General features: G+C 71.0%; 23 protein-coding genes. 9 read left to right on the top strand and 14 right to left on the bottom strand.

What is annotated here, in order from left to right:
- Positions 1–2: 2 nt before the first annotated feature.
- Positions 3–986, bottom strand: a complete 984-nt coding sequence (locus BC793_RS17180; protein WP_109593558.1) for a helix-turn-helix transcriptional regulator — start codon at positions 984–986, stop codon at positions 3–5.
- 87 nt (positions 987–1073) lie between these two features.
- On the opposite strand from BC793_RS17180, the gene BC793_RS17175 reads away from it, so the two are divergent.
- Complete coding sequence (locus BC793_RS17175; protein WP_109593557.1) at positions 1074–1487, top strand: VOC family protein; 414 nt, start codon at positions 1074–1076, stop codon at positions 1485–1487.
- 570 nt (positions 1488–2057) lie between these two features.
- Positions 2058–2693, top strand: a complete 636-nt coding sequence (locus BC793_RS17170; protein ID WP_109593556.1) for a GNAT family N-acetyltransferase — start codon at positions 2058–2060, stop codon at positions 2691–2693.
- 128 nt (positions 2694–2821) lie between these two features.
- On the opposite strand, the gene BC793_RS17165 is transcribed toward BC793_RS17170, so the two are convergent.
- Entirely contained in the window at positions 2822–3433 is a 612-nt protein-coding gene (locus tag BC793_RS17165) for a TetR/AcrR family transcriptional regulator (RefSeq protein WP_109593555.1), read from the bottom strand.
- A 285-nt stretch (positions 3434–3718) separates the two neighbouring features.
- On the opposite strand from BC793_RS17165, the gene BC793_RS17160 reads away from it, so the two are divergent.
- Positions 3719–4981 (top strand): alpha-hydroxy-acid oxidizing protein, encoded by a 1263-nt coding sequence (locus BC793_RS17160; RefSeq protein WP_109593554.1) that lies wholly within the window; start codon positions 3719–3721, stop codon positions 4979–4981.
- A gap of 172 nt (positions 4982–5153) precedes the next feature.
- Here the strand turns inward: BC793_RS17160 and BC793_RS17155 are convergent, their stop codons facing one another.
- Positions 5154–6350 (bottom strand): MFS transporter, encoded by a 1197-nt coding sequence (locus tag BC793_RS17155; RefSeq protein ID WP_109593553.1) that lies wholly within the window; start codon positions 6348–6350, stop codon positions 5154–5156.
- 39 nt (positions 6351–6389) lie between these two features.
- Between BC793_RS17155 and BC793_RS48825 the strand changes: the two genes are divergently transcribed.
- Positions 6390–6938: a hypothetical protein gene (locus BC793_RS48825; protein WP_146246319.1), complete on the top strand. Its 549-nt coding sequence runs from the start codon at positions 6390–6392 to the stop codon at positions 6936–6938.
- 117 nt (positions 6939–7055) lie between these two features.
- Here the strand turns inward: BC793_RS48825 and BC793_RS17145 are convergent, their stop codons facing one another.
- The 3 genes from BC793_RS17145 to BC793_RS17135 form a co-directional block, all read right to left on the bottom strand.
- A complete protein-coding gene (locus tag BC793_RS17145) occupies positions 7056–7523 on the bottom strand; it encodes a hypothetical protein (protein WP_109593974.1) in 468 nt (155 codons plus the stop codon).
- A 673-nt stretch (positions 7524–8196) separates the two neighbouring features.
- The gene (locus BC793_RS17140; RefSeq protein WP_109593552.1) at positions 8197–10560 is read right to left on the bottom strand and encodes a putative bifunctional diguanylate cyclase/phosphodiesterase; all 2364 of its coding nucleotides are present in this window, start codon (positions 10558–10560) and stop codon (positions 8197–8199) included.
- 123 nt (positions 10561–10683) lie between these two features.
- Positions 10684–11814 carry a hypothetical protein gene (locus BC793_RS17135; protein WP_146246318.1) on the bottom strand — a complete coding sequence of 377 codons (1131 nt, stop codon included), beginning with the start codon at positions 11812–11814 and terminating at the stop codon, positions 10684–10686.
- A 132-nt stretch (positions 11815–11946) separates the two neighbouring features.
- Here BC793_RS17135 and BC793_RS49625 point away from each other — a divergent pair, with 132 nt between their 5' ends.
- A complete protein-coding gene (locus BC793_RS49625; RefSeq protein ID WP_158319284.1) occupies positions 11947–12438 on the top strand; it encodes a hypothetical protein in 492 nt (163 codons plus the stop codon).
- A 49-nt stretch (positions 12439–12487) separates the two neighbouring features.
- On the opposite strand, the gene cysK is transcribed toward BC793_RS49625, so the two are convergent.
- Positions 12488–13408, bottom strand: a complete 921-nt coding sequence (gene cysK, locus BC793_RS17120) for a cysteine synthase A (RefSeq protein ID WP_109593548.1) — start codon at positions 13406–13408, stop codon at positions 12488–12490.
- Entirely contained in the window at positions 13405–13956 is a 552-nt protein-coding gene (epsC, locus tag BC793_RS17115) for a serine O-acetyltransferase EpsC (RefSeq protein ID WP_109593547.1), read from the bottom strand. The genes cysK and epsC overlap by 4 nt, the downstream gene beginning before the upstream one ends.
- 111 nt (positions 13957–14067) lie before the next feature.
- Here epsC and BC793_RS17110 point away from each other — a divergent pair, with 111 nt between their 5' ends.
- Positions 14068–14799 carry a YwiC-like family protein gene (locus tag BC793_RS17110; RefSeq protein WP_239170092.1) on the top strand — a complete coding sequence of 244 codons (732 nt, stop codon included), beginning with the start codon at positions 14068–14070 and terminating at the stop codon, positions 14797–14799.
- Here BC793_RS17110 and BC793_RS17105 read toward each other — a convergent pair.
- Positions 14788–15375, bottom strand: coding sequence for a TetR/AcrR family transcriptional regulator (locus BC793_RS17105; protein ID WP_109593546.1), 588 nt, complete (start codon positions 15373–15375; stop codon positions 14788–14790). The genes BC793_RS17110 and BC793_RS17105 overlap by 12 nt on opposite strands.
- Before the next feature lie 156 nt (positions 15376–15531).
- On the opposite strand from BC793_RS17105, the gene BC793_RS17100 reads away from it, so the two are divergent.
- Both BC793_RS17100 and BC793_RS17095 read left to right on the top strand, forming a co-directional pair.
- Positions 15532–15933, top strand: a complete 402-nt coding sequence (locus BC793_RS17100) for a nuclear transport factor 2 family protein (protein ID WP_109593545.1) — start codon at positions 15532–15534, stop codon at positions 15931–15933.
- Between the two features lie 36 nt (positions 15934–15969).
- The gene (locus BC793_RS17095) at positions 15970–16338 is read left to right on the top strand and encodes a hypothetical protein (protein ID WP_109593544.1); all 369 of its coding nucleotides are present in this window, start codon (positions 15970–15972) and stop codon (positions 16336–16338) included.
- Between the two features lie 4 nt (positions 16339–16342).
- Here BC793_RS17095 and BC793_RS17090 read toward each other — a convergent pair whose 3' ends face one another.
- The 4 genes from BC793_RS17090 to BC793_RS17075 form a co-directional block, all read right to left on the bottom strand.
- Complete coding sequence (locus BC793_RS17090) at positions 16343–18667, bottom strand: putative bifunctional diguanylate cyclase/phosphodiesterase (protein ID WP_109593543.1); 2325 nt, start codon at positions 18665–18667, stop codon at positions 16343–16345.
- A gap of 131 nt (positions 18668–18798) precedes the next feature.
- Complete coding sequence (locus BC793_RS17085) at positions 18799–20505, bottom strand: acyl-CoA dehydrogenase family protein (protein ID WP_109593542.1); 1707 nt, start codon at positions 20503–20505, stop codon at positions 18799–18801.
- A gap of 12 nt (positions 20506–20517) precedes the next feature.
- Positions 20518–21063, bottom strand: coding sequence for a PadR family transcriptional regulator (locus BC793_RS17080; protein ID WP_109593541.1), 546 nt, complete (start codon positions 21061–21063; stop codon positions 20518–20520).
- A gap of 115 nt (positions 21064–21178) precedes the next feature.
- Positions 21179–21994, bottom strand: a complete 816-nt coding sequence (locus BC793_RS17075) for an oxygenase MpaB family protein (RefSeq protein WP_109593540.1) — start codon at positions 21992–21994, stop codon at positions 21179–21181.
- A 60-nt stretch (positions 21995–22054) separates the two neighbouring features.
- Here BC793_RS17075 and BC793_RS17070 point away from each other — a divergent pair, with 60 nt between their 5' ends.
- Positions 22055–22819: a FadR/GntR family transcriptional regulator gene (locus tag BC793_RS17070; protein ID WP_109593539.1), complete on the top strand. Its 765-nt coding sequence runs from the start codon at positions 22055–22057 to the stop codon at positions 22817–22819.
- A 77-nt stretch (positions 22820–22896) separates the two neighbouring features.
- Here BC793_RS17070 and BC793_RS17065 read toward each other — a convergent pair whose 3' ends face one another.
- Positions 22897–25221, bottom strand: coding sequence for a ricin-type beta-trefoil lectin domain protein (locus tag BC793_RS17065; RefSeq protein WP_239170093.1), 2325 nt, complete (start codon positions 25219–25221; stop codon positions 22897–22899).
- Positions 25222–25273 lie beyond the last annotated feature (52 nt).

Raw genomic sequence — 25273 nt, 5'->3', positions numbered from 1 at the left:
CGTCAGGCCGGCGGCGCAGCCGGGTAGAGGTGGACCAGTTCGGCGCCGATGCGACCGAGTTCGGCACGGACCGACGGCGGGTCGAGGACCTCCACGGCGGCACCCCAGCCCGAGAGGGTACGGGCGATGTCCCGGGCCTCCGGAGCGCCCACCCGCACCCGGGCCCGGCCGTCGGCGAGGGTCTCCAGCACCTCGCAGTGCCGGCCGAAGTGGTCGCGCAGCACCCAGACGAAACGGTCGGCGATCAGCAGTGTCGCCCAGGTCCGGGAGCGCATCCCCTCGACCTCGCCGACCACCTGGCCCCAGGCCGTGTCCAGGTCGAAGTCAGCCGGGCGCCCGAACGTCTCCCCGGTCGCCGTCACCGCCGACATCCGGTCCACCCGGAAGGTCCGCCGGCCCTTCGCCGTGCCCGCGACCAGGTAGTACACGTCCCCCTTGTCGACCACGCCCCACGGGTCCGCCACCCGCTCGTCATCCCCGCCGGTCGCCCCGGCCGCACCCCGGTCTCCGCGGCCGGGGCTCCGGTAGGTGAACCGGATCCGGTGGCGGCGCACCACCGCCTCCTGGAGCAGGCCCACCACCTCGGGTGGCTGCTTCGCCCGTTCCCCCCAGCCGGCCGGGTCGACGAGGGTCGCCCCGGCGGCGGCCTCCGCCTCGGTCCGGAACGGAGCGGGCAGCGCCTGCAGCAGTTTGCGCAGCGCCGCCTTCGCCTCGGCGGACACCGCGGTCGGGCCGGCCAGCAGGAACAACGCCCGCGCCTCGGCCGCTGACAGCCCACTGAGATCGGTCCGTGCGCCGCCGACCAGCGACCATCCGCCGTGCCGGCCGGGCTGGGGATAGACCGGCACCCCGGCCGTGGACAGCGCCTCCAGATCGCGACGGGCGGTCGCGACCGACACCTCCAGTTCGGCGGCGACCTCGGCGGCGGTCACCCGCCCACGGGTCTGCATGAACAGGAGGGTGGCGACGAGCCGGTCCGCACGCATGCCGTCAGGTTCGCAGAGAAAGTGCTCAGAAGGTGAGCACTTAACCCGGAAAGATGGTCCTCGACAGCGACACGAGAGGACACCGACATGCTCCGCGGATTCACCACCGTCACGTTCTTCGCCGACGACATGGCCTCGGCCCGCGCCTGGTACACCGAGGTCTTCGAGGCAGAGCCCTACTTCGTCCGGGACGCCGGCCCCGAACACGCCTACCTGGAATGGCGAGCCGGTGACTACCAGCACGAGTTCGGCGTGCTCAACAGCAGGTTCGCGCCACACCAGCCGGCCGGGCGCCCGTCCGGGGCGATCATCTACTGGGCCGTCGACGACGTCGAGGCCGCCTACCGGCGGTTGCTGGACCTCGGCGCGACCACCCACGACAAGCCGACCGAACGCGGTCCCGGCTTCATCACGGCCTCCGTCACCGACCCGTTCGGCAACATCCTCGGCGTCATGTACAACCAGCACTACCTGGAGGTCCTCGCCTCGCCCGGCTCATGAGCCCGGCGCCGCCGCTCCGGCCGCCACCAGGCAGCCCCGTCGCCGAGGAAGCCGACGGGACGAATGGTTGCGGTCGGGGGCGGCCTGGCTCGTACCGGCAAGGGTTGAAATGGCCGACAACGCACGGGAAGCCGACCGCATCGCGGCACCGCACATCGCACCGCCGCACATCGCGGCGGCACCGCACCTGCCCGCCTCTCGGTCAGGGCCTTCGCTCTTGCCCTCGCGTCTCCCCGCCGCAGCCCCGGCCACGATCGAATCGCCCACGCCTCCGGGCCGCAGCCACCCGGCCGCCCGGCCGCCATCGAATCGCTCACCTCTCCTGGCCGCAGCCCCCGGGCCACCGTCGAATCGCAACGCCTCCGCGCCGCAGCCGCCCGGCCACCATCGAATCGCCCACCTCTCCTGGCCGCAGCCCCCGGGCCACCGTCGAATCGCAACGCCTCCGGGCCGCAGCCGCCCGGCCGCCGTCGAATCGCCCACGTCTTCGGGCCGCGGGTCACGGCCTCACCGATCGCTCATTCTCGGGCGGGGTTGCGGTGCAAGCGCTTTCACCGCATACCGTGCGGCGTGCCTGAGATTCGCCTGTACCGGCCCGCCGACCGCGCCGCCCTCTACGACATCTGTGTCCGCACCGCCGATGCCGGCGGCGACGCCCGCGGACGGTATTCCAGCGACGACCTGATGGGTGACCTGTTCGCCGGCCCTTACGCCTGGCTGGACCCGCATCTGGCGTTCGTGGTCGAGGACGGCGGCGAGGTGGTCGGCTACGTCGTCGGCACGGCTGACACCGCCGGATTCGTCCGCCGCTACCGCGCCGAGTGGATTCCGCTGGTCGGTGACAGGTACCCGGAGCCGCCACCGCCACCGCGCACCTTGGAGCAGGACATGGTCGCCCTGCACTACGACCCGGAACGCATGCTCGTCGACGGGCTGGACGGCTACCCGGCGCACCTGCACATCGACCTGCTGCCCGCATACCAGGGGCGCGGTTTCGGCCGCCGCCTCATCGACCGCTTCCTGACGACGGTCGACGCGCCTGGCGTTCATCTGGGCATGCTCACCGCGAACGTCAAGGCACGCGGCTTCTACGATCGGCTCGGTTTCACCGTCCTCCCCGTCCCGGACCCCGGTCCCCTCACCTACCTGGGCATCCGGACCCCCGCCGGCCGGAAGGGCACCGCCACCGATGGAGCTTCTCGCTGAGCGCCCTGCCGTCAACGCCGCCGGTGGGGCCTCTCGTTGAACGCGCCGCCGTCAACGCCGCCGGTGCAACTTCTCACTGAACGTCCCACCGCAACCCGCTGGTGAAGTTCTTGCTGAACGCGCCGCCGTCAACGCCGCCGGTGGGGCTTCTCGTTGAACGCGCTGAGGAAACCGGCGGTGATCGTCTCGCAGGTGGGGAGGGCGCGTTCGGTGCCGGGGATGCGGGCCACGGTGGTGGTGTCGCGGATGGCGCTCAGCGCGAGCAGCAGCGCATCCCGGAATCCCGGCCGGCGGGCGTAGGTCGGCAGTGCCTCCTCGGCGACGGCGACCACCCGATCGGTGACCGCCACCAGCGTGGCAGCCGTCTTCTCGGCGGTGTCCGGGTGGATGCGCGCCAGAACGAGCAGTTCCGCCACGACGGTGAGCACCGGCGAGCTGAAGCTGTCCCACAACCGCCGCAGCAACAGCTCGGCCCGCTGCCGCTCGGTGGCGCCCTCGACCGGCCGGGATGCCTCCTCGAGGAGTCTGGTGGCCAGGCGGTTGATCGCGGCGTCGATGAGTGCCGCCTTCGTCGGGAAGTAGTGCTGCTGGAGGCCCTGGCTGACGCCCGCCAGCTGAGCCACACCGCGGGTCGTCGTGGCGGCGAACCCGACGGTGACGAGACTCTCCAGGGCCGCGTCGAGTAGGGCCTCGACCGCCTGCTCACGCCGCGCCGCCCGAACCCCGCCACCCTGTGTCACCCCTCGATCCTAACTTTCCCGGTCAGCTGACTTCTCAAGTCAGATGACTTGGTTTAGCGTGTCAGCCACGCCCCACGGTGCCCGCCGCCACCATCCCTTCCACCAACCCGTGCAGCCTGTTCCCCGTTCTGCCCGCAATCCCCAGATCCCGTTCTTCCGGCAGTCCCCCGGGTCCCGTTCTGCCGGCAAATCCCCTGGGCGCCGTTCCCGGATCGCCGGCCATCGCCGTGGGTCTCGTTTCAGCCTTGAACCAGCAGCACCTGAACAACCTTCTCGGAGGAGCCGATGTCCGGAGCCGGCCTTGCCCGCCTGAGCACGATCTACCGTCAGGGCGTCCTCGGTCGCCGGCCCGTCGTTCCGGCGGACTTCGCCGAGCTGGAGCGCCGTGCCCGCCGGGCCAGCAGCACCCGCGCCTGGGGCTACGTGGCCGGCGGCGCCGGTGAGGGGCGGACCATGCGCCGCAACCGGGAGGCCTTCGACCGCCGGGCGATCGTGCCGCGGATGGCGTCGGGTGCCGTGGACCGCGACCTCTCGGTGGATCTCCTCGGCGCCCGCCACACGACCCCACTGCTGCTCGCGCCGGTCGGGGCCGGCGCGCTGATGGCCGCCGACAGCGACCTGAAGATCGCCCGCGCCGCGGCCGCCACCGGCACCGCCTACGTCTTCTCCAATCAGGGCTGCAATCCGATGGAGGACTGCGCGGCGGCGATGGGTGACGCCGCCCGGTGGTTCCAGTTGTACTGGAGCAAGGACGAGCAACTCGTCGACAGCCTGATCGCCCGGGCCGAGGCGATCGGGGCGGGCGCGCTGGTCGTCACCCTGGACACGACGGTGCTCGGCTGGCGCCCACAGGATCTCAATCTGGGCTCGTTGCCGTTCAGCCGTGGTGAGGGCATCGCGCAGTACACCTCGGATCCCCGCTTTCAGCAGATCGCCGCCGAACGGGCCGGGCAGCCGTCGCCGAAGCCGGAGGTGACGCTCGGGGCCGTCCGGACACTGCTGGCGATGACCCGCAACCATCCGGGCCGCTTCTGGGCGAACCTGCGTTCGCCGCTGCCGAAGGCGTCGGTGGAGACGTTCCTCGACATCTACTCCAACCCCGGCCTGAGCTGGGATCATCTGGCCACGCTCCGGAGCCGGACCCGCCTGCCGATCGTCCTCAAGGGCATCCTGCACCCGGACGACGCCCGTCGCGCTTTCGGCCTGGGCGCCGACGCGATCGTCGTGTCGAACCACGGTGGCCGCCAGATCGACAATGCCATCGCCTCCCTCGACGCGCTGGTCGCCATTCGTTCCGAACTCGGCCCGGACCCGACGGTGCTGCTGGACAGCGGCATCCGCACCGGCGCCGACGTCTTCACCGCGCTGGCCCTCGGCGCGAACGCCGTGCTGCTGGGCCGCCCCTACATGTACGGCCTGGCTCTCGCCGGTCAGACCGGTGTCGAGGACGTGATCCGCAACGTGATCGCCGAACTGGACCTGACGATGGCCCTGGCCGGCGCCCGCGACGTCGCCGCGATCACCCGGAGCCTGCTGACCACTGCCTGATCCCGACCGCAACAGCCGCCCGGCCACGCCTGACCCCAACCGCAACAGCCGCCCGGCCACGCCTGACCCCAACCGCGACCGGATGGCGGCGTGCGGCCCGCAGTTCAGGCCGCCGTCGCCCACCCGGCCGCTAGCCAGTGCAGCCGCCACCCGCCGCCCACTCGGCTGTGGATCAGGAAGCCGTGGCTGGTCGCTCGCCGCTGTGGGCGGCGGACGGCCGGATCGCGGACCGGATGCTGCCGGCGCTCAGTGCGACGAAGACGGCCAGCGCCACCGGGATCCACAGCGCCGTGGTCAGCCCGACCACGGTGGCGGCGGCGCCGATCGCGATCGGCCCGAGCAGGAAGCCGAGGTAGCCGATACTCACCACGGTCGAGAGCGCCTGCCCGGCCCGGCGTGGGTCGACGGCGGCGGCCGCCGAGAAGAACTGCGGGGCGACACACGACAGCCCGAGCCCGAGCAGCCCGAAGCCGGCGACCCCGGCCAGCGGGTGGTCGATCAGCAGACCGAGCCCGAGCCCGGCGGCCGCGACGAGGCCGCTGGCCCGGATCAGCGCGGGTGACCCGAATCGGCCGGCGATCCGGTCCCCCACGAGCCGCCCGGCGGTCATCATGATCGCGAAGGCGGCGTAGCCGTACGCCGCGAAGCCCTCGGAAGCACCGAGATCGTCGCGCAGGTAGACCGCGCTCCAGTCGGCGGCGGCACCCTCGCCGACCAGCGTGCAGAGCACCACGATCCCGAAGAGGACGAGCAGAGGGCGGCGCGCTGCTGCCGCACCCCGCTCGTCGGAATCGGTCAGGTTCGCCTCGGCCGCCGGCGACCGCAGCACCCACCGTGACGCTCCGGCGGCCAGCACGAATGCCGGCAGCCCGACGCTGATCAGGGTCGTCGCCACGGAGAGCCCGGCGTGGGCGAACAGGCTGCCGGCGATCGCGCCGAGGAACCCGCCGATGCTGTAGAGGGCGTGGAACGAGGCCATGATCGGCCGCCCGTGCGCCCGCTCGACCTCGGCGGCGTTGGCGTTCATCGCGATGTTGAGCGTGCCGTGGACGGCGCCGAACACGAACAGGGCCAGGCTGAGCGTCACCAGCCCGCCCGCGAACGCCGGTGGGATCAACAGCAGGCCCTCCAGCAGGGCGGCCGGGACGAGAACCCGTGAGCTGCCGAAACGGTCGGTGAGACGACCGATCAGTGCCATCCCGGTGATGCAGCCCGCGGCGAACGCGAGCAGCGCGACGCTCAGCCGGCCGTCGCTGAGGCCGAGACTCTCCTTGACCGCCGGGATCCGGGCCGTCCACACGCCGAGAGCGGCGCCGAACATCAGGAAGACGAGGGAGGTGGCGATCCGGCCACGGCGCGCGGGGTCCATGCCGGGCACATTAGACGGACCCTCTGACAAAATCGGGGCATGCCGATCGTACGGAAGGTGATCGCCCTGCTCATGGTGGCCGGCGCCGCCGGCTGCGGTGACGATCCCGGCATCCCGGACCCACCGGCGCCGTCGGGCGGGCTCGTCACGGCCGGCCCGGTCGTCGGCTGCCCGGACGCGATCGGTCAGGAGGACGCTCCCCGCGACACGTATCAGGTGGTCGCCGACGTGGTGGCGGTTCCCGCGGCCGACCGGGTGCTGGAACCGGCCCCTCAGACCTCGGGTGAGGGCCCGACCCGTCTGTTCGCCAAATGGGGGCTGCTGGTTCGCGCCGGTGCGGTAGTCGATGTCAGCCTGCTACCGGGCTGGGCCGATCGGGCCCGGTTGGGCTGGGGAGACACCGATGCCGGGCCGGCCGCCGCGGTCCGGGTGACCGCGTGCCGGGACGGCGCCGGTTGGTCGGTCTTCGCCGGTGGTACCTGGGTGGCCGAGGCCGACTGCGTCCCGATCCGGATCACCACGGCCACCGGCGGCGACGCCACGGCCGAGCTGTCGATCGGCGCACCGTGCAGCCGGCCCGGCGGCTGAGGTCCTCCGGCCCTGACCGCGGGATGCGCCCCGTACTTGACGCTGATCATCAGCAGGTCGGCGATCTCTTTCGACGGGTGACCCTCGGCGACGAGTTTCAGCGCCTCCTCTGCCAGGTCAGGAAAGGCGACCGACAGCGGTGGCGTAGTAGAGCGAGATCTCCAGGTGGAAGGCGATCTGGCGCACGGACCATGCGTCGCCTTCGCGAAGGTCCAGCTCGGGAACGGTCAGCTTGCCGAGGCGTAGTTCGAAGATCTGCGCCAGACGGCCCAGTCGGCTGCGGGCCTCGTCGAGGTCCTCGGTGGTGAAGGGTGCCAGGTCGGCGGCCGTGGTGCTCGCCGAAGCCTGCCAGTGATCGGGGATGGTCGGGGCACCGGCCACGCGGGCCTCGATCTCAGCCAGGTGGTCGATCAGGTGGTCGGTGACCCGGCGTAGAGCCTTGTGCGGGGTGTAGACACGGTCGTCGATCGGGATCGGCTTCCCGTCCCAGGCGGTCCAGGTGGACGCCAGGTCGAGCACCTGGTTGATCATGCCGGTCACCACGGCGGCAGGATCGCGATCATCGGTCGTGGGAACATCGGACATCAGGGCCACCACCGGTCGTCGGCTATCGGTCGGGGCGAGGCTACCGACACCCTCTGACACTTTCGGCCGGGCGAAGTAGGAGTGCATCCACCGACGAAGGATGCGAGACACCGGATCTGGAGCACGAATAGCGGGCGCGATGAGTCCCACTCCCGAAGACCTTCGACTACGGGGTCCACGCCCGCGGTCCCATTGATTTCCGGCGCACCGTCATCGCGGGACTCCGCAAGATCGCGGTATGGGCTGCAGACCTCGGCGCCGGAACTTCCTCGGTCGGGATTCGGGCCGGTCCCACACACGCCACGCCATCGGCATCCGGTCGATGACGACAACGCCTCCCACACCGTCGTCGTCGCGCCACCGAACCGGATCTACGAGCGGCGTGGCCATCGCCAGCGGTGCGCGTCCGTTGATAACAGCGATAAGCCACAGGTCGGCCCTGTTTCGGGGCCCTTCTGATCAGTGGGGTATGCGATATGGCTGTCTCCCAGCCGTTTTAGCGTTCCTCGCCCACAGCCGGGCGATCAACAAGACCTCCGACCGCAGCTCCGGCTGTGGTGCGGGTACCGCATCGCCCGCCCGACCGCTGGAGAACGAAGCCGGGTATCCGGCCGAGGACAGCAAGCCGGGTATCCGGCCGAAGGGACAGATAGATGCGCCCCGCACGGCGGGGTCAGCCTGGCGGCCGCGTTTCGGTCCGGGCTGGGGAGACGGTCGCGGGGACCGGCACGGGGCCGTTCGGTGGTCCGTACCAGATAGCGTCGGCCATCCGCGTGCCGCACTCCGCCGGCGGCAGCGGTTTGGCCATGAAGTAGCCCTGGCCGTACCGGTAGCCCATGTCCCGGAGCCGTTCCAGCTGGGCCTGGCTTTCGATACCTTCGGCCACCGCCTTGAGCTGCAGATACTCCACCAGCTGTGCGACCGCGGCAGCGACGGCGAGGCGGCCCCGGTCGGCGCCGTCGGCGATGCCGTCGACGAAGGACTTGTCCAGTTTTAGGACGTCGACGGGGAAGGCGCGGAGCAGGCTGAGGGAGGACTGTCCGGTGCCGAAGTCGTCGAGGGCCAACCGTACGCCCATCTCGTGGAGGGCTTCCAGCGCCTCGGTGACCTGGGGCCCGTCGGCGACCGACGACTCCGTCACCTCGATGATCAGATGGCGTGGTCGGAGGCCGGTGTCGCTGAGGACGGCCGCGACCTCGTCGACGAATCCGCTCTCCCGGAGCTGCCGGACGGCGACGTTGACGTTGACCGCTTCGACGGCGTCGGCGCCGAGGGTGGCGCGCCATTCGGCGAGTTGCGCGCAGGCTTCCCGGAGCACCCACGCGCCGAGGGGGACGATGAGCCCGGAGCGTTCGGCGACGGGGATGAAGTCGGCGGGTGAGATGAACCCGCGTTCGGGATGCTGCCACCGGACCAGCGCCTCGCAGCCGTGCATCCGGCCGGTGACCAGGTCGTACACGGGCTGGTAGAGCAACCGTAGCTGCCCGCCGAGGATGGCGTCGTGGAGTTCGCCGGCGAGACGGGCGTGGGCGGTCATGTCCTGGCGCATGCGGGGTTCGAACCGTACCCAGGATGCCTTGCCGGACTCCTTGGCCGCGTAGAGGGCGATGTCGGCGTTGCGGAGCACCTCGTCGGCGGTCTCGCCGGTCTCGGCGACGGCGATGCCGACGCTGGCGTGCAGGAGGAACTGCTGTTCCGCGGTGTGTACGGGCCGGCCGACGGTGGTCTGGAACCGGGTGGCGGCGGCCTCGGCGACGGTGGGGCGGTCGGTCGGCAGCAGGACCGCGAATTCGTCGCCGCCGAGCCGGGCCACGCACTCGTCGCCGCCGACGCTGTCCTGGAGGCGCTGGGCGATCTGGCGCAGCAGCTGGTCGGCGGCGGCTGGGCCGAGGGTGTCGTTGACCATCTTGAAGTCGTCGATGTCGAGGAACATGGCGGTGGCCGGCCGGCCGGCGTCGAGGCGTTCGGTGAGTTCGACGAGGAAGCCGGTGCGGTTGGCGAGGCCGGTGAGGTTGTCGGTGAGGGCGAGGCGTTCGAGTTCGGCCTGCTGGCGGCGGATGCCGCGGAGGGCGCGGTTGTTCTCGCGGAGGCTGAGCAGCTGCCGGGCCACGATGATCGCGGCGATCAGGACCGCGCCGACGATCACGGCGCGGCCGCGGAGGTCGAGGTCGCGGGCGGACACCATGATGACGAGTACGGCGGTGACGGCGACCGAGAGGAACTGGAGCGGGTCGGCGAACGACCAGCGCAGGTGCCGTGGCGGCAGGTTGACGACCCGGCCCTGGCGGTAGGCGCCCAGTGACATGCCGAGGCCGACGAGCGGGTATCCGAGGTAGGACACCAGGGTCACGCTCAGGTCGTTGCCGATCAGGAACGCGAGCACCGTGGCCAGGCCGACGACCGGTGCGAAGGCCAGGATGCCGAGCGCGAGCGGGTCGACGCGCCCGGCGGGGATGATCGCCGCGCGACTGAAGATCACCAGGCCGAGCAGGCAGCAGATGCCGACCACGCCGGCCGCGGCACGGGTGGCCAGTGGGGTCCCGTCGGGGACGGTCCGCAGCACGACGTACCCGAAGAAGACCGAGCCGGCGACGATCACCGCGGCCCCGTCGAGCAGCAGCCGCACCCAGTCGAGACGGGTCCGGGAGGTGATCGGCACGTGCCGGAACGCGATCATTCCGAGGACCAGGCTGAGCACGTTCGACGCGGCCTCGTAGGGCGGCATGTCGGCGTCGCCGCGGATCGCCGCGACCGTGGAGGAGAGCGTGCTGACCAGCAGGGCGGCCGCCGATCCGGCCCAGAGCCACCAGAACGAGCGGACCGCGCGGTCGGTGGCGAGCCGGCTGACCCGGTAGCACGCGGCGGCGGCGCACGCCGCGATCACGGTGCCGAAGGCGTTACCGAGGAGCACGTCCCGCGGGTCGCGCCAGGCGAGCCAGCCGAGCACGCCCGCCAGGACGGCGAGACCCACGCTCAGGAGTACGGCCAGCACCCGGTCCCGGGGTGGCGGACCCGGGGTGTCGTCGGATCCACGCATCGTCGGCCTCTCGCCCGTCGGCACCTTCCGGGACCCAGATCGGCCGGAATCGGGCCCGGCTGAGGTGATGACGCCAGGGCCCGTTCCCGTAGGGGCAGCTCGACTTCCCCGACGAAACGGGCCCTAGCCGGCGAGTGCGGCGGCCGCGTCGTCGGCGAGCGCCCGCGCCGAGGTCTGCGCCAGCTCGCCGGTGGCGGCGTGCACGACGAGCCGGCTGAGGATGTCACCGCGGGCCAGCAGCAGGGTGCAGCGGCCCGCGCCGTGCTCCGACTCCTCGCAGTAGAGCAGGTGCCGGTCGGCACCCGGCAGTGCGGGCAGGCCGATCCGGTGCGTCCCGGTGTAGCCGGTCGTGCCGTCGGTGTAGCGGGTGCACCCGAACCGGCCGTCGACCTGGTCGATCGCCTCGGCTGCGGTGATCCGCCCGTACGCCCCGGCGAACTGCCGGACCTCCGCGCCGGTCTCCACGTCGAATTCCGGCTCGCGCCAGACCTGTTCGCGCCCGAACGCGGCCACCAGCGCCCCGAATCCCGGTCCGTTGCCGCAGAGGTGCCCGGCGACGTCCTCGGCGGGAGCCGCCCTGGGCGCGACGGGCACCAGCCAGCTGACGGCGCCGGATTCGAGCATCGCGCCGTCGACCCGGCCGGGTGCCTCGGATCGCAGCGAGCCGGCCGTCTGCCGGAGCGGGGTCTCGGTGGGGTCCGCACAGTCGGAGTGGCTGCGGATCTGTTCCGGGCGGGCCAGGTCGCCCATGTCGCCGAGCGGCCGGGTCAGGTAGAGCACCTGCCGTGGGTCGGTTCCGGCCGGATAGGTGGGCACCGCGGACAGTCGCAGGGTGATCGACTTGTCGAGCTCTCCCCCGTGGCCGTCGGTGTAGGTGGTGGTGGCCCGGAAGTCGCCGGGCATCCGCTGGTGGCCGCCGGCGGCCACCGCGATGTGGTGGAACGGGCCGTCGTCACCGAGTCGCACGAATTCGTGCGGCCGGCCGGCCGGGTCCTTCGGGCCGCCGGCGGCCCACCAGGTGACCGAGGCGTCGGGCAGGGACGGGTCGTCGGCGCCGGACAGGTCGCCCTCCGTGTCGCTGACGCGCACCCCGGCGAGTGCGTCGCCGGGGCAGACCGGCGCGAACAGGTGGTAGTCGTCGCCGATCCGGGCGACGCCGATCCGGTATTCCAGCGGCTCGGTGGAACCGGCCGGGCACCCGGCGAGCAGGAGCCCGGCGAGCACCGTGACGAGCATCGACCATTTCTTGCGCACGACACCCCCGTACCGTTCGTGTGATCGATCGTGCTCCATGACCGTATCGGCGACCAGGACGGGCGGGCTGTCGTGACCAAGGCGTTGCCTATGGGGTTGATTCTCCGGAAGTTGATCAACTAGCTTCTCGCGGTGATCACCACGCGAATCCTCACCGCCGTGCTTGCCGGCGTCTCCGTTCTGTCCCTCGCCGCCTGTTCGGAGGAGGCGCCCGCCACCTCCGCCCAGCCGCCCGCCGCCACCACCGCCGCGGCTCCCGCGGCCACCGCCGAGGCGACCACCCCGCCGGCCGCCGCCGGCGCCTCCGACAAGGAGATCTGCGAGGCCGCGAACAAGGCGAACGAGTCGCTGAAGAAGGCCATGACGACCCTCTTCCAGACCACCGGCGACATCTCGGCCGCCGACCAGAAGGCGATGCTGACCGACCTGGCCAAGCAGCTGGACAAGGCCGCCGAGGGCAGCGACACCGCGGTGGCGAAGGCCGTGCGGCTCATCTCCTCGCAGGCGACCGAGGCGGCCGCGGCCAAGGACCCGACGACCGCACTGGACACCCCGGAGTCGGAGAAGTCCGGCAAGGCCGTCAACGCCGCGTGCAAGAAGGCCGGCGTCACCACCCGGTACTGATGCGCCGTACGGCCCGGCGTGGATCGCACGCCGGGTCGTCATCGCGCGGTCAGGGTGTGGAGAACAGCGGGGTGCTCAGGTAACGCTCGCCGGTGTCGGGGAGCACGACCACGATGGTCTTGCCGACGTTCTCGGCCCGCCAGGCCAGTTCCCGCGCGGCGTGCAGGGTGGCGCCGCTCGACACCCCGGCGAGGATGCCCTCGGTACGGGCCAGCTGCCGCCCCGCGTCGCGCGCCTGCTCCACGGTCACCCGGAAGACCTCGTCGTAGATGGTCGGGTCGAGGACCTCCGGTACGAATCCGGCACCGATGCCCTGGATGCCGTGCGGTCCCGACACACCACCGGACAGCACCGGTGACTCCTCCGGCTCGACCGCGTAGACCCGCAGGTCGGGCTGCTTCTCCTTGAGGATCTGACCGACACCGGTGAGGGTGCCGCCGGTGCCGACACCGCCGATGAACAGGTCCACCTCGCCGTCGGTGTCGTTCCAGATCTCCAGTGCGGTGGTGCGGCGGTGCACGTCCGGGTTGGCCGGGTTGTCGAACTGCATCGGCAGCCAGGCCCGCTGCTCCTCGGCGATCTCCAGGGCCTTGGCGACGGCGCCCTTCATGCCCTCGGCGGCGGGGGTCAGGACCAGCTTCGCCCCGTACGCCAGAAGAAGTGCCCGCCGCTCCGCGCTCATGCTGTCCGGCATGGTCAGGGTGAGGCGGTAGCCTCGCGCGGCCGCCACCAGGGCCAGGCCGATGCCGGTGTTGCCGCTGGTGGCCTCGACGATCGCCGAACCGGGGCGCAGTTCCTCGGTGGCCTCGGCCGCCTCGATCATGGCGAGGGCGATCCGGTCCTTGACGCTGCCGCCCGGGTTGGCGGACTCGAGCTTGGCGATCAGTTTGGCCGGCAGGCCGGGCTCGAAACGGGTCAGCCGCACCATCGGAGTTCGGCCGATCAGCTCGGTGACGTCGTTGTAGATCATTTCCTCGCTCCTGGGTTGATGCCGGCGTTCGGTGTTGATGCAACAGTCTCGGCAGCCGGGGCGCGCACCCGGGCCCCGGCCGGAATGTCCGCCACGACCAGCGCGAGAGCGCCGATCTCGGCGTCGTCGCCGATACTGACCGGGCCGAGGACGGTGGCGCCCACCCCCAGGGTGACCCGATCTCCCACCTGCGGGTGACGGCGGCTGCCCTTGGTGTCGCGCTGCCAGCCCCGTCCGCCGAGGGTGACCTGGTGGTACATGGTGACGTCGTCGCCGATGCGGGCGGTCTCGCCGATCACCACTCCGGCCCCGTGGTCGATGAACAGCCGCCGGCCGATCTCCGCGCCCGGGTGGATCTCGATGCCGGTGAAGAACCGCATCAGCTGGGAGAGCAGGCGCGGCAGGAACGGGATGCGGGCCCGGTGCAGCAGGTGGGCGGCCCGGTGACCCCAGAGCGCCCAGAGCCCGGGATAGAGCAGCACCTCGGCCACCTTGATCCCGTACAGGGCGGGGTCGCGCCGGCAGTAGGCGCGGATGTCTTCCAGCACGGAGCTTTCCTCGAGAGAGCGGGGAGTGGCCAGGCTATCCGATCATGCGCCGGCCGTTCAGGGGCCTTTCGCCCTGTCACCGCCGCCGTCCGGGCGCCTAACGTCGATGCCGTGACCACCGCGACCGCCCGCCGCCGGACCGTGCGGCAGTTCGTCCCGCCGCAGCACGGTGCGTGGGCGATGCTGCTGCTGCCCTACCTGGCCGGGCTGCTGGTCTCCGGGTTCGCCTGGCCGGCGGCCCCGCTGCTGGGCGCCTGGGTGGGCGGGTATCTGCTGTCGTACTACCTGCTCCAGGCGATCAAGACGGGACGGTTCACCCGGTTCCGGCCGCAGATCCTGCTGTACGCGCCGATCACCGTGGCCCTGGCCGTGCCGGTCGTGGTGACCCGCCCCGCGGTGCTGTGGTTCGCCCCCGCCTACGCCGTGCTGCTCGCGGTCAACGCCTGGTTCGCGTGGCGGCGCCGCGAGCGTGCCCTGCTCAACGATCTCGCGTCGGTGGTGCAGGGCTGCCTCATGGTCCCCGTGGTGGCGGTGGTCGCCGAGGTCACGCCGCGCTGGCAGCCGTTCGCCGTGGTTCTGCTCTATTTCACCGGCACGGTGCTGTTCGTCAAGACGATGATCCGGGAGCGGGGCTCCGTCGCGTACCGCCGGGCCTCGATCGGGTATCACCTGGCCGCACTCGCCGCGGCGACGCTGATCGGCGCCTTCGCCGCGGTGGTCTCCGGCGCTCTGCTGGCCCGGGCCTGGCTGCTGCCCGGCCGCCCGATGACGCCGAAGCAGGTGGGTCTGGTGGAGATCGGCGCCAGTGTGCTGGTGTTGGCCGCGGCGGCGCTAGCCCATTAGCGCGCGGACGCCGTTCATGTAGGTCTGCCGGTCGGTGCCGCCGAGCAGGATCCGCTGGAGGATGTAGCCCTGGACCAGGCCGAAGAACGCCGCTCCGATGCCGGCCGGGTCGGCGTCCGGCGGGATCTGCCCGGCGGCCTGGGCGCGTTCCGCGGTGTGCACCGCCCGGTCCCGGACCCGCCCGTAGATCTCGGCGACCACCGCGGCCACCTCCGGGTCGTGCACCGCCTCGCCCCACACCTGCACGGCGATGCGCACGGTGCCGTCCTCGACGACGGCCACATCGACGCGTTCGAGCAGCCGTTCGAGGATCTCCGGGATCGACGGCATCGGATCGAGGGCGAGCAGTCCGTCGAGCACGCCGGTGACCGCGGTGATCTTCTCGCTCGCGATCGCGGTGATCAGCTCGTTCTTGCTCTTGAAATACCGGTAGAAGGCGCCGACCGACAGCCCGGCCTCCTTGATGACGTCCTGCATGGACGTCTGGTGGAACCCGTTGCGCACGAAACACCGCCCGGCGGCGTCGAGGATCTGCCGGCGGCGGGCGGCGAGGTGGGCTTCGGAGACGCGGGGCACCCCGAAACCCTAATCATTTCGTACGGCCACCCGAAGCACCGTGGCCACACCGCGACGCAGGCGGGCCGTGCGGCCCACCAGGGCGCCTCTCGGGCGGAGGCGGCACGGCACCGGAACGGATTGCCCCCAACTAGAACGTGTTCTAGTCTCGGCGTCATGGAGTCCACCGTTCCGACCGCCCGCGACCTGGCCCGCCGATCCCAGGCGGCGGCCGGGGCGAAGGACCGCGAGTCCTGGCTCGCCCTGTTCGCCGAGGACGCGGTGGTGGAGGATCCGGTCGGTCCGTCCCCGCTCTGCCCCGACGGCCGCGGTCATCACGGCGCCGAGGCCATCGCCGGCTTCTACGACACCGTGATCGGCCAGGTCGACCGGATGCACTTCGCGATCGAACGCTCCTACCTGTGCGGCGACGAGGTCGCCGACGTCGGCACCATCCACCTCACCATGCCCGGCGGCCACGCCACGCAGGTGCACGGCGTCTTCACGTACCGCACCGACGGCGCCGGCCGGATCGCCGCACTCCGGGCGTACTGGGAGTTCGACAGCCCGGCCGCATGACGCAGGGACATTGCGGGCGGCCGTTACGGTCGCCGCGTGGATCCTGATGTCCGGCCGTCACGACTGCCCGGTGCGCTCCTGATCACGGCCGTCGGCGTGATCGGCGTCTGCGGGCTGCCGTCCGCCCTGTTCTTCGCCATGCTCGCCGTCAACGCGGAGTCGATCCACCCCTACGTTCTGGTGCTCGGGCTGCCGGCGCTGATCGCGTACCCGCTGGCGGTCTGGTTGTGGGTCCGGGCCCGGCGGGCCCGCAGCACCGGCCGGGCCTGGACGGCGGCGGCGCTCGGCATGGCCCTGGTCGTCGGCAGCTCGGTCGTCCCGGTGACGATTCTCGGCGGGGCGCTCATCACTCAGTGGAAAGAGACCCAGCCCGGCGGGCGCGGCTACGTCCCGCCCGAAAGGTGACCGGCTACGGTGCGACGGTCAGCGGCGTCAGGTCGTGCGTGCGCAGTTCGCTGATCCGCTCCGGCGGGACCGGCCGTGACCAGAGGTAGCCCTGGCCGTGCTCGTAGCCGAGTTCGCGGACCAGATCACGCTGCTCCTCGGTCTCGATGCCCTCGGCCACCGACCCGAACTCCAGGGCCGCCGCCATCTGGCTGACGGCGGTCGCCACCGCGGCCTGCCGGCTGACGGTGGTGATCGACTCGACGAACGAGCGGTCCAGTTTCAGGGAGCTGACCGGGCAGGTGAGCAGCAGGCCCAGCGACGACGCGGCGGTGCCGAAGTCGTCGAGGGCGAGTTTCACGCCGAGGGCCCGCAACGCGATCATCGTGGCGTGCGACTGCTCGTCGTCCAGGACCGCGGTCTCGGTGACCTCGATGACCAGGCTTCCGGCGGGCAGGCCGGTCTCGGCGAGGACCGCGGCGACGTCGGCGACCAGGCCCGGGTCGCGCAGCTGCGGGCCGGCCACGTTGACGCCGACCTGCAGCGGGACCTCGCCGGGGAACTCGGCGAGCCAGGCGGCACCCTGCCGGCAGGCCTGCCGCAGCACCCAGTGGCCGATCGCCACGATCTGGCCGGTGCGCTCGGCGACCGGGATGAAGTCGACCGGTGGCACCAGGCCACGGACCGGGTGGTTCCAGCGGATCAGGGACTCGACGCCGACCAGCCGGCCGTCGGAGAGCCGCACGATCGGCTGGTAGAGCAGGGTGAACTGGTCCTGCTCGACGGCCACGTCCAGCTGGCGGATCAGGACCGCCTCGGCGCCGATCCGGGCACCCATCTCGTCGGCGTACGCGATCCACATCCCCTTGCCGCGGCGCTTCGCCTCGTACATGGCGATGTCGGCGTTGGCGAGCAGTGTCGAGGGGTCCTCGCCGGGGCGGGCGCCGGTCAGGCCGATGCTGGCCCGGGTGACCAGGGTGTGCTGGAGCAGCACGATCGGCGCGGCGAGGCGGCGCAGGATCTGCTCGGCGACCACCTCGGCACCGGCCGGGCCGGTGTCCGGCAGCAGCACCGCGAACTCGTCGCCGCCCAGCCGGCACACCAGGTCGCCGCCGCGGACCGCGTCGCGCAGCCGGGACGCCACGATCACCAGCAGCGCGTCGCCGGCCGCGTGGCCCATCGTGTCGTTGACCGTCTTGAAGTCGTCCAGGTCGATGAGCAGCAGCGACGAATCGGCGGACAGCAGGCGGGTCATCTCGGCGCTGAAGTGGGTGCGGTTCGCCAGCCCGGTCAGCCCGTCGAAGGATGCCTGCTCGCGCAGCTGCACCTCCTGGTCGCGCAGGTCACCGAGGGCCACGTCGAGGCGGGTGATCAGGTTCATGTTGTCGTGGAACGCGATGAGCTGCCGGCCGGCGACCAGGCAGGTGATCACCACGACGCCGGCCGTGGCCCCGACCAGCTGCGAGGACGCGGTGTCCGGCAGCATCAGGAAGAACACCACGAAGGTGACGGCGATCATCCCGTACGGCAGCAGGCTGTAGGGGCGGCGTTTGACGGTGTGCCGTGGGTCGCCGGCGCGCACGACGATGACCTGGATCCACGGCCCGACGGCGATGAGGACGCTCGGCAGCAGGCGGATCGCGTACACGTACGCGTGATCGAGGCTCTGGAAGTCGCCGGGCAGCAGGGTGCTGACGCCCTGGACCATCGCGGCGGAGACCATCGGCCAGGCCGCCACCCGCGCCATCGGGGGGTTGCGGATGAGCGCGACCTTGGTCGCGGAGAACGTCGCGACCAGCACCAGCGCCGCGGTGACGCTCGCGTTGACCCGGTCGGTGCCGCCGTCGAGCGGGTTGAACGCGAAACACCAGGCCACCACTCCGCCGCCGACGAGCACGGTGGTCGCGTCGAGCCAGAAGACGAACCGTTCGCGGGCGGTCCGCAGACCCTGCGGGAAGATCAGGCAGGCGATGACGTTGCTGCTCATGCCGATGGCGAAGAACACCGTCTGCACGGTTCCCCCGGTGAGCGACGGCTCACCGGGCCGGATCAGGACCTCGAGGGCGTGGTACGCGTCGCCGACCGTGAACGACGCCCCGGCGAAGCCGATCATCGACCAGAAGCGGCGGTAGCGCACGTGGGCGAGCCGCCGCAGTCGCCATCCGCCGAGCGCGAGTGCCGCGTCGAGCGGTACCTGCACCAGCCAGAAGACCTGGACCTGCCGCATCGGCTGCCCGTCGAGCAGGACGAACAGCACGCAGCCGAGCAGCGTGAACCCGATCAGCCCCCGCAGCACCGGGTCCCGGCGCAGGTGCTCGATCGGCCGCCCGGCGGGTTGCGTCTGGGTCACCGATGGTCCTCTCCCTGGGTGCGTCCCCGCTGTATCGGACGACGGGACCGGGATCCCGAGGACTCCGCAGGTGAACAGCTGATAACGGCCACCCCGCCCGCCATGGGGCGGGGTGGCCGTCGCACGGGTGCTCAGGGACGCATCTCGTAGGCGCCGGCCAGCGCGAGGACCTGCTCCCACACGGCGGTGTCGCGGGACTCGTCGACGACCGGGCGGCGGATGGCGGCGAGCGCCCACTCCGCCTGCTCCGGCGTGGTGGCGGCCTTGCCGTGCAGCTCGGTGACGTACGCGGAGAAGTCGCGCACCAGGATCGCGAAGATCTCGTCGAGCAGCGGCCGGCCGACGCCGGTGAGCGCGGCCTGCTCCAGGATCAGCTGCCCGTAGACGATCAGCGCGAACAGGTGCCCGACCGACAGCAGGAAGTCCAGGTCCTTCTGCTGTTCCCCGGTGGGGGCGTGCTTCTGGAGCAGGGTGCAGAAGGCGTCGGCCTGTTCCCGGAGGCGGGCCACGTTCGGCACGGTCGCGTGGGTGTCGTACGCGGTGCGCCAGTCGTGGAACCGGATGGCCCCGAGCCCGCGGGCCGGCCCCTGCCGGAACAGGAACGCGTCGTCGGCCGGGTCGTGCCGGGTCGGCACCGGCGCGTACTCCGTCGTGGGGTTGAACAGGTAGTTCGGCATGAACTTGAGGATCAGGGCCAGGTTGACGTGCACCGTGCCCTCCAGCTTCGGCAGGCCGCGGATGTCCATGGCGGCCTTGTCGAAGTAGGTGTCCGCCTCGAAGCCCTTGGCCGCGATCACGTCCCACATCAGGTCGACGACCTTCTCGCCCTCGGTGGTGACCTTCATCTTCGTCATCGGGTTGAACAGCAGATAACGGCGGTCGTCGGGGCCGGCGCTGCGGAAGTAGTCGACGGCGCGGTCGCTGAACAGTTTCATGGCGACGAGCCGGGCGTACGCGTCGGTCAGTTCACGCCGCACATGCGGGAACGCGGTGACCGGCTTGCCGTAGAGGATGCGCTGGTGGGCGTGGGTGACGGCCTCGTACATGGCGTGCTCGCAGATGCCGATCGCGGCCGTGCACAGGTTGAACTTGCCGACGTTGACCGTGTTCAGCGCGGCGTCGAAGGCGGCCTTGCCGGTGTGCAGGACGTCCTGCTCGCGCACCGGGTAGTCGCGCAGCTCGAACGTGCTCACGTACATCTGCTTGTTCACGACGTTCTTGATCAGATGGTAGTTCTCGTGCCGGCTGTCGGCGGCGAAGAACACGTAGCCGTCGGGGCCCTCGACGTCGGCCCGGCGGCCGAACACCGACACCAGACCGGCCACGTTGCCGTTGCCGATGTAGTACTTGGTGCCGCTCGCGGTGAAGCCGCCGTCGCCGGTGGGCGTGAGGATCATGTCGGTGGCGTAGATGTCGGCGCCGTGGCTGCGCTCGGACAGCGCGAAGGCCATCACGTGGCCCTCGTCGAGCAACTCCGCGGCCCGCTGTCGTTGCCGCTCGTTGGCGCTCTGCCAGACCGGCCCGAGGCCCAGGACGGTCACCTGCCACGTGTACCAGTAGTCGAGTCCGTAGAAGCCGAGGATCTCGCTGAGGGCGGCGTTGCGGGCGGTGTCCCAGCGCTTGTCCCCGCTACCGTCGGCGGCCGGCGTCAGGAACGTCGCGAACAGGCCCTCCTTGGCGGAGAACGCGAGGAAGTCGTCGTACCAGGCGCGGTCGATGTAGCTCTTGACGAGCGCGTTCTTACCCCGTTCCTCGAAGAAGGCGACGAGCGCCCGCAGCAGCCGGCGGCTCTCGTCGTCGAGGTGCGCGGGGTCGTAGGTGTTCGGGTTGAAGAGCACGGAACGGTCCTTTCAGAGTGCTCGGAGCGTGTCGAGGACGTCGTCGAGCCAGTCGAGCAGCATCCGCTCGTAGGCGATGCCGCCGCGCAGCACCACGTGCTGGAGCCGCTGCCCGGCGTCCCGGCCATCAAGATCAGGAAAATCCCTTTTCTCACCATTGAGGTACGTGGAAAGCAGGGTCTCGTGGTCGGCCCGGTAACGTTCGACCTCGCCGATCAGCGCGGCCCGCCCGGCGTCGTCGGTGAACGCCGCCCCGCGGATCTTCACGGCCAGCTCGTGCCGCACCGCCTCCGCCTGCACCGGCGCGCGCAGCCACTCGGCCAGCACGGCGAGGCCCTCCCCCGCCACGGAGAAGCTGCGCTTGTCGGGCCGCCCGTCCTGGCCGATCTCCTCGGCGGTCACCCAGCCGTCCGCCTCCATGCGTCTGAGGACGCGGTAGATCTGCTGGTGGGTGGCGGTCCAGAAGCGGCCGATCGAGCGCTCGAAACGCCGGGCCAGCTCGTATCCGGATCCGGGCCGCTCCAGCAGGGAGACCAGGATCGCGTGCTCCAGCGCCATCCTCGCATCATGCTATGCACCTCGTTGCTGTGCAACTAATTGCATATTCCCAGCGTCTTCTCGTCCCAGGATGCCGTCCGCGGCGGGGCCGTGCGGCGGGACGGCGAAAGTCCTGCTAGCCGCCGTCGGTGCTGAGCGGGTTGCGCCGCCGGGCCAGCCGCCGGCGCAGGTCGTCGAGGTAGTGGTCCTTCACCGCGTCGCGCAGCCTCCCCGGCAGGCGCGGGTAGACCAGCTTCGTCACGCCGAAGAAGCCGTCGAACAGCCGCTGATGCCGCGGGGACCAGGGGAGGCCGAACTGCGCCCGGATCGGCTTCGGCAGCAGGCCGACGGTGACCAGCCGGTTCAGCGGCTTGGCCGGGTGCATCACCAGCGGGATGTTCTCCGGCCGCATCAGCGCGGCCGCGATCTCCCGGCCCTCGTCGCCGACCCGCAGCGTGCGGACGGTGTCCTCCCAGTAGGCACCGAACGTGGCCCGGTCGGCCGGCCAGGCGTCCGGCGGGCAGCCGATCGAGGTGGCGAGCACGCCGTACTGCCGGAAACACTCGTCGAGTTCGGTCGGCGACAGCGGGCCGAACACCCGCTGATAGAGCAGGACAGCGGTGTCGTAGAGGGTGGCGTTGACCCAGACCTGCAGGTCCGGGTCGTCGGCGGAGTAACCCGGCCCGGTCACCTTCCGGTGCATCGCGGCGACGGCGCGGCTGATCGCGCGGCCCTCCTCCACGGTGCCGAAGAGCACGCCGAACACGTAACTCAACGTCGTCCGCAGCCGGTCGAGAGGACGTTCGGTGAAGTCGCTGTGGTGGTAGACGCCCTGAGCGACCCGCGGGTGGGCGATCTGGAGCAGGGTGGCCCGGCCGCCCCCGGCCAGCAGGAGCCCCTCGCGGGCCACGCGCCGAATCACCGCGCCGTCGTCGAAGAGACCTTCATCCATGTCGCGACGGTAGACCACGACCTCACCGGCGCCTCCGGAGCGCTGAGTAAGGTACCAGCCATGACGGCCTACCCCGACGCCTTCAAGCTGCCTCCCCGCCGGCGTGCCGAGCGGTTGAGTGTCGCCGTCGTGTCCGAACTGGTCGAGCTGATCGTCACCGGTCAGCTGGCCGAGGGGACGCTGTTGCCGCCCGAGGGACCACTCAGCGAGCACTTCGGCGTCAGCCGGACCGTGATCCGCGAGGCGGCCAAGCGACTGGAGGAGAAGGGGCTGCTGATCATCAGCCAGGGCCGGGGTACCCAGGTGGCCCAGTCCGGTTCGTGGAACATGCTCGACCCGGTCGTGCTGTCCGCGCTCATCGACAACGACGAGTCACTGGGTGTGCTCGACGAGCTGACCGTGGTCCGGGGAAACCTGGAGGCCGCGATGGCCGGTGCCGTCGCCGCGCACCGCACCGCGGAGGAACTGACCCGCATCGAGCACGCGTTGCAGGTCATGCGCGAGATGCAGCACGAGAGCGACTCCTTCCGTCAGGCGGACGTGGTCTTCCACCTCACGGTGATGGAGCTCTCCCGGATCCGCCTCGCCGAGAACATCACCAAGCGCCTCTACCGCCGCGCACTCGAGAGCAACCGATACCACGGGATGATGTACGAGGGAGCGTTCGGTTCCACCCTCGACCAGCACGCCGTGGTCGTCGACGCGATCGCGCGCCAGGACGTCGCCGCGGCGGAGCAGGCGATGCGCACGCACATCATCGGGTCCTGGCAGCAGCGCCGGTTCGAACCCTCCCGGCCCGGGGCGGACAGCCGGCCGGCCGGCTGATCGGGGGCCGGACGTTCCCCGTCCGAACGTCCGGCCCCGGACCACCGCACCGCCCGGAGGCGGTCGTCAGCAGGGTGTCAGGACCTGGTCCACTGCTGGTTGGCACCGCCGTGGCAGGCCCACAGGTTGATCCTGGTACCGGGCGCGGTGCCGTTGCCGACGGCGTCCAGGCACAGACCCGACTGAACACCGGTGACGGTGCCGTTCGCGTTGAGGTTCCACTGCTGGTTGGCCTGTCCGCTGCAGTCCCAGACGATCACCGCGGTACCGTTCGCGGTGCCCTGGCCGGAGGCGTCGAGGCACTTGTTGCCACTCGACCGCAGCTGCTTCCCGGTGGTGTAGGTCCACCGCTGGTTGGCACCGGTTCCGCAGTCGCCCAGCTGTGCCTGGGCCCCGTTGGTGGCGGAGGCGACCTCGATGCAGCGGCCGGACTGGACACCCTTCAGCTGCACGGGCTGTTCGGTCCCGGTGGACTGCGGGCCGGCGGCCGCCATCACGGCCTGGGCGCCCGCGGGCCAGTTGCCGTTGGTCACCGTCACGTTGCCCGACACCACGTTGCCCCGGTCGCCGTTGGTGACGTTGGTGCTGCCGTTGGTCGACCAGTTGCCGGTGACGGTGAAGTTGCCCATGTTCTCGGCGTACCAGTAGTTGGCCGTGGCCCAGGTGCCGGTGGACGAGAAGACGTTGTTGCGGGCGGTGTAATACCGCGAGCCCTCGTCGAAGTAGAGCCCGAACCCGTTGCTGCGCAGGCAGTAGTTGTCGTTGATCAGCGCGCCCGGGTTCGCCGAGAGGGTGTAGATGCATCCACCGTCGGTCATCTGCTGCATGACGTCGTGGATGAAGTTGCCGGTCAGCTGGTTACCGGAGGCGGTGGTGGCCGTCGAGTAGCGCGGCTGGTAGTTGTACAGCCCCCGGTCGGCGTAGTGGTTGCTGCCCCCGGCGTCGTTGGAACCCCAGCCGTAGCCGATCGACATGCCGGTGTACGGCAGGTTGTAGACCTCGTTGTGCGACACGGTGGCGCCGGTGACGTACGTGGTCAGCACCGACACGATGCCGCGGTGCTCCAGACCCAGGTCGTGCAGGCGGTTGTTGCTGATCGTGATGTTCCGGTTGACCATGCGCGTATCGCCCGGATGGTGGGCGTCGGCCCGGACACCGCCGACGATGATGCCGCCGGCCACGTTGCGGGCGATCTCCGAGCGGGTCACCGTGATGCCACTAGCGCCCAGCCCGACACCGCTGCCATGGGCGGAGACGTCGTTGCCGATGCCGATCGCGGTCTGTCCCAGGTTGACGAACTGGGAGTCGGTGAAGGTGATGTTGTTCGCGGCGGAGACCTGCACGGCGGCGGGCGACTGGAGCCAGTTCGGCCGGGTGGCCTCGAACTGGGGGCAGCCCTGGTGACAGGAGTCGAAGGCGGGCCGGCTCCAGTCACCGGTGATGTACGCGCCGGTCTGCTGGTCGGCGTACCCCTGGTTGCTGCTCGGGCCGAGCCAGCTCGTACCGGTGAAGGTGATGCCGCTGAAGGTGACGTGGTGCGCCGGCGCGTCGTAGGTGCCGCCGACCTGAACCAGTGACGGCAGCGTCGGCAGTTCCACGGCGGTACTGGCCATGTTCTGGCCGGCGAGCGGGATGTACGACAGCGCACCGGTCGACGGGTCGAGGTACCACTCCCCCGGCGCGTCGAGGAACTCGTACGCGTTGGTCAGGTAGAGCGGCCCGGCCCGGTGCGGCCGGGCGAACGTGTCGAACCCGAAGTTGTTGTTGCCCCAGCCCGGCTGCTGCATGGTGATCTGATTGCCGCTGATCCGCTGCACCGAGACGTACCGGTCGGTGAAGGAGCCCACGCTCTCCAGCTGGATCCGGCTCTGGTTGGCCAGATTGTTGAGATAGGACAGCGCGCCGTTGGTGAAGCGCATACCGGTGCTGTCGGCGGTGAAGTCCGCGCGGTTGACCTGCGTGCGGGCCCGGGTGGCGACCGCGCCGTTGACGTACAGCTGCCGGCTGTCGATCCCGGCGCCCGCATTCGCCCGCCAGATGTTGCGGCCGGAGTCGGCCAGCGACCACCCGGTCACCGCCCGCGCGCCACTGATCACCGGACGCGCCGACGGCGCCGCCTGCCACACCACGCGGTAGCCGTTGGTGCCGGAGTCGGCGGCGGTCAGCCGTAACGGCGCGGACTGCCGGTAGACCCCGTCGGCCAGCTGGACGACGATGTCGCCGGACATCGAACCGGCCAGCGATCGCACCGCCGTCTGTGCCCCGGTCAGCGAGCACGGCTGGGCCGCGGTGCAGCTCGTACCGGTCCCGGACGGGGCGGCGTAGAGGGTGGTGGTGGCCGCGAACGCGGGACCCGCGACGACGGTGGTGCCGGCGACGGTCAGGGCCGCCGCCGCGGCCACGACCCACCTTTTCTTGAGTGCTGACGATGACGGTACGTACACCGGGGTCCCC

The sequence above is a fragment of the Actinoplanes xinjiangensis genome (assembly GCF_003148685.1).
In the GTDB taxonomy this organism is placed as follows: domain Bacteria; phylum Actinomycetota; class Actinomycetes; order Mycobacteriales; family Micromonosporaceae; genus Actinoplanes; species Actinoplanes xinjiangensis.
This window is presented reverse-complemented; position numbering and strand designations above follow the sequence as displayed.

Coding starts and splice junctions, on each gene's coding strand:
- BC793_RS17180 (WP_109593558.1), bottom strand. CDS start 986: ATGCGTGCGGACCGGCTCGTCGCCACCCTCCTGTTCATGCAGACCCGT.
- BC793_RS17175 (WP_109593557.1), top strand. CDS start 1,074: ATGCTCCGCGGATTCACCACCGTCACGTTCTTCGCCGACGACATGGCC.
- BC793_RS17160 (WP_109593554.1), top strand. CDS start 3,719: ATGTCCGGAGCCGGCCTTGCCCGCCTGAGCACGATCTACCGTCAGGGC.
- BC793_RS17155 (WP_109593553.1), bottom strand. CDS start 6,350: ATGGACCCCGCGCGCCGTGGCCGGATCGCCACCTCCCTCGTCTTCCTG.
- BC793_RS48825 (WP_146246319.1), top strand. CDS start 6,390: ATGCCGATCGTACGGAAGGTGATCGCCCTGCTCATGGTGGCCGGCGCC.
- BC793_RS17145 (WP_109593974.1), bottom strand. CDS start 7,523: ATGTCCGATGTTCCCACGACCGATGATCGCGATCCTGCCGCCGTGGTG.
- BC793_RS17140 (WP_109593552.1), bottom strand. CDS start 10,560: ATGCGTGGATCCGACGACACCCCGGGTCCGCCACCCCGGGACCGGGTG.
- cysK (WP_109593548.1), bottom strand. CDS start 13,408: ATGATCTACAACGACGTCACCGAGCTGATCGGCCGAACTCCGATGGTG.
- BC793_RS17100 (WP_109593545.1), top strand. CDS start 15,532: ATGGAGTCCACCGTTCCGACCGCCCGCGACCTGGCCCGCCGATCCCAG.
- BC793_RS17080 (WP_109593541.1), bottom strand. CDS start 21,063: ATGGCGCTGGAGCACGCGATCCTGGTCTCCCTGCTGGAGCGGCCCGGA.
- BC793_RS17075 (WP_109593540.1), bottom strand. CDS start 21,994: ATGGATGAAGGTCTCTTCGACGACGGCGCGGTGATTCGGCGCGTGGCC.
- BC793_RS17070 (WP_109593539.1), top strand. CDS start 22,055: ATGACGGCCTACCCCGACGCCTTCAAGCTGCCTCCCCGCCGGCGTGCC.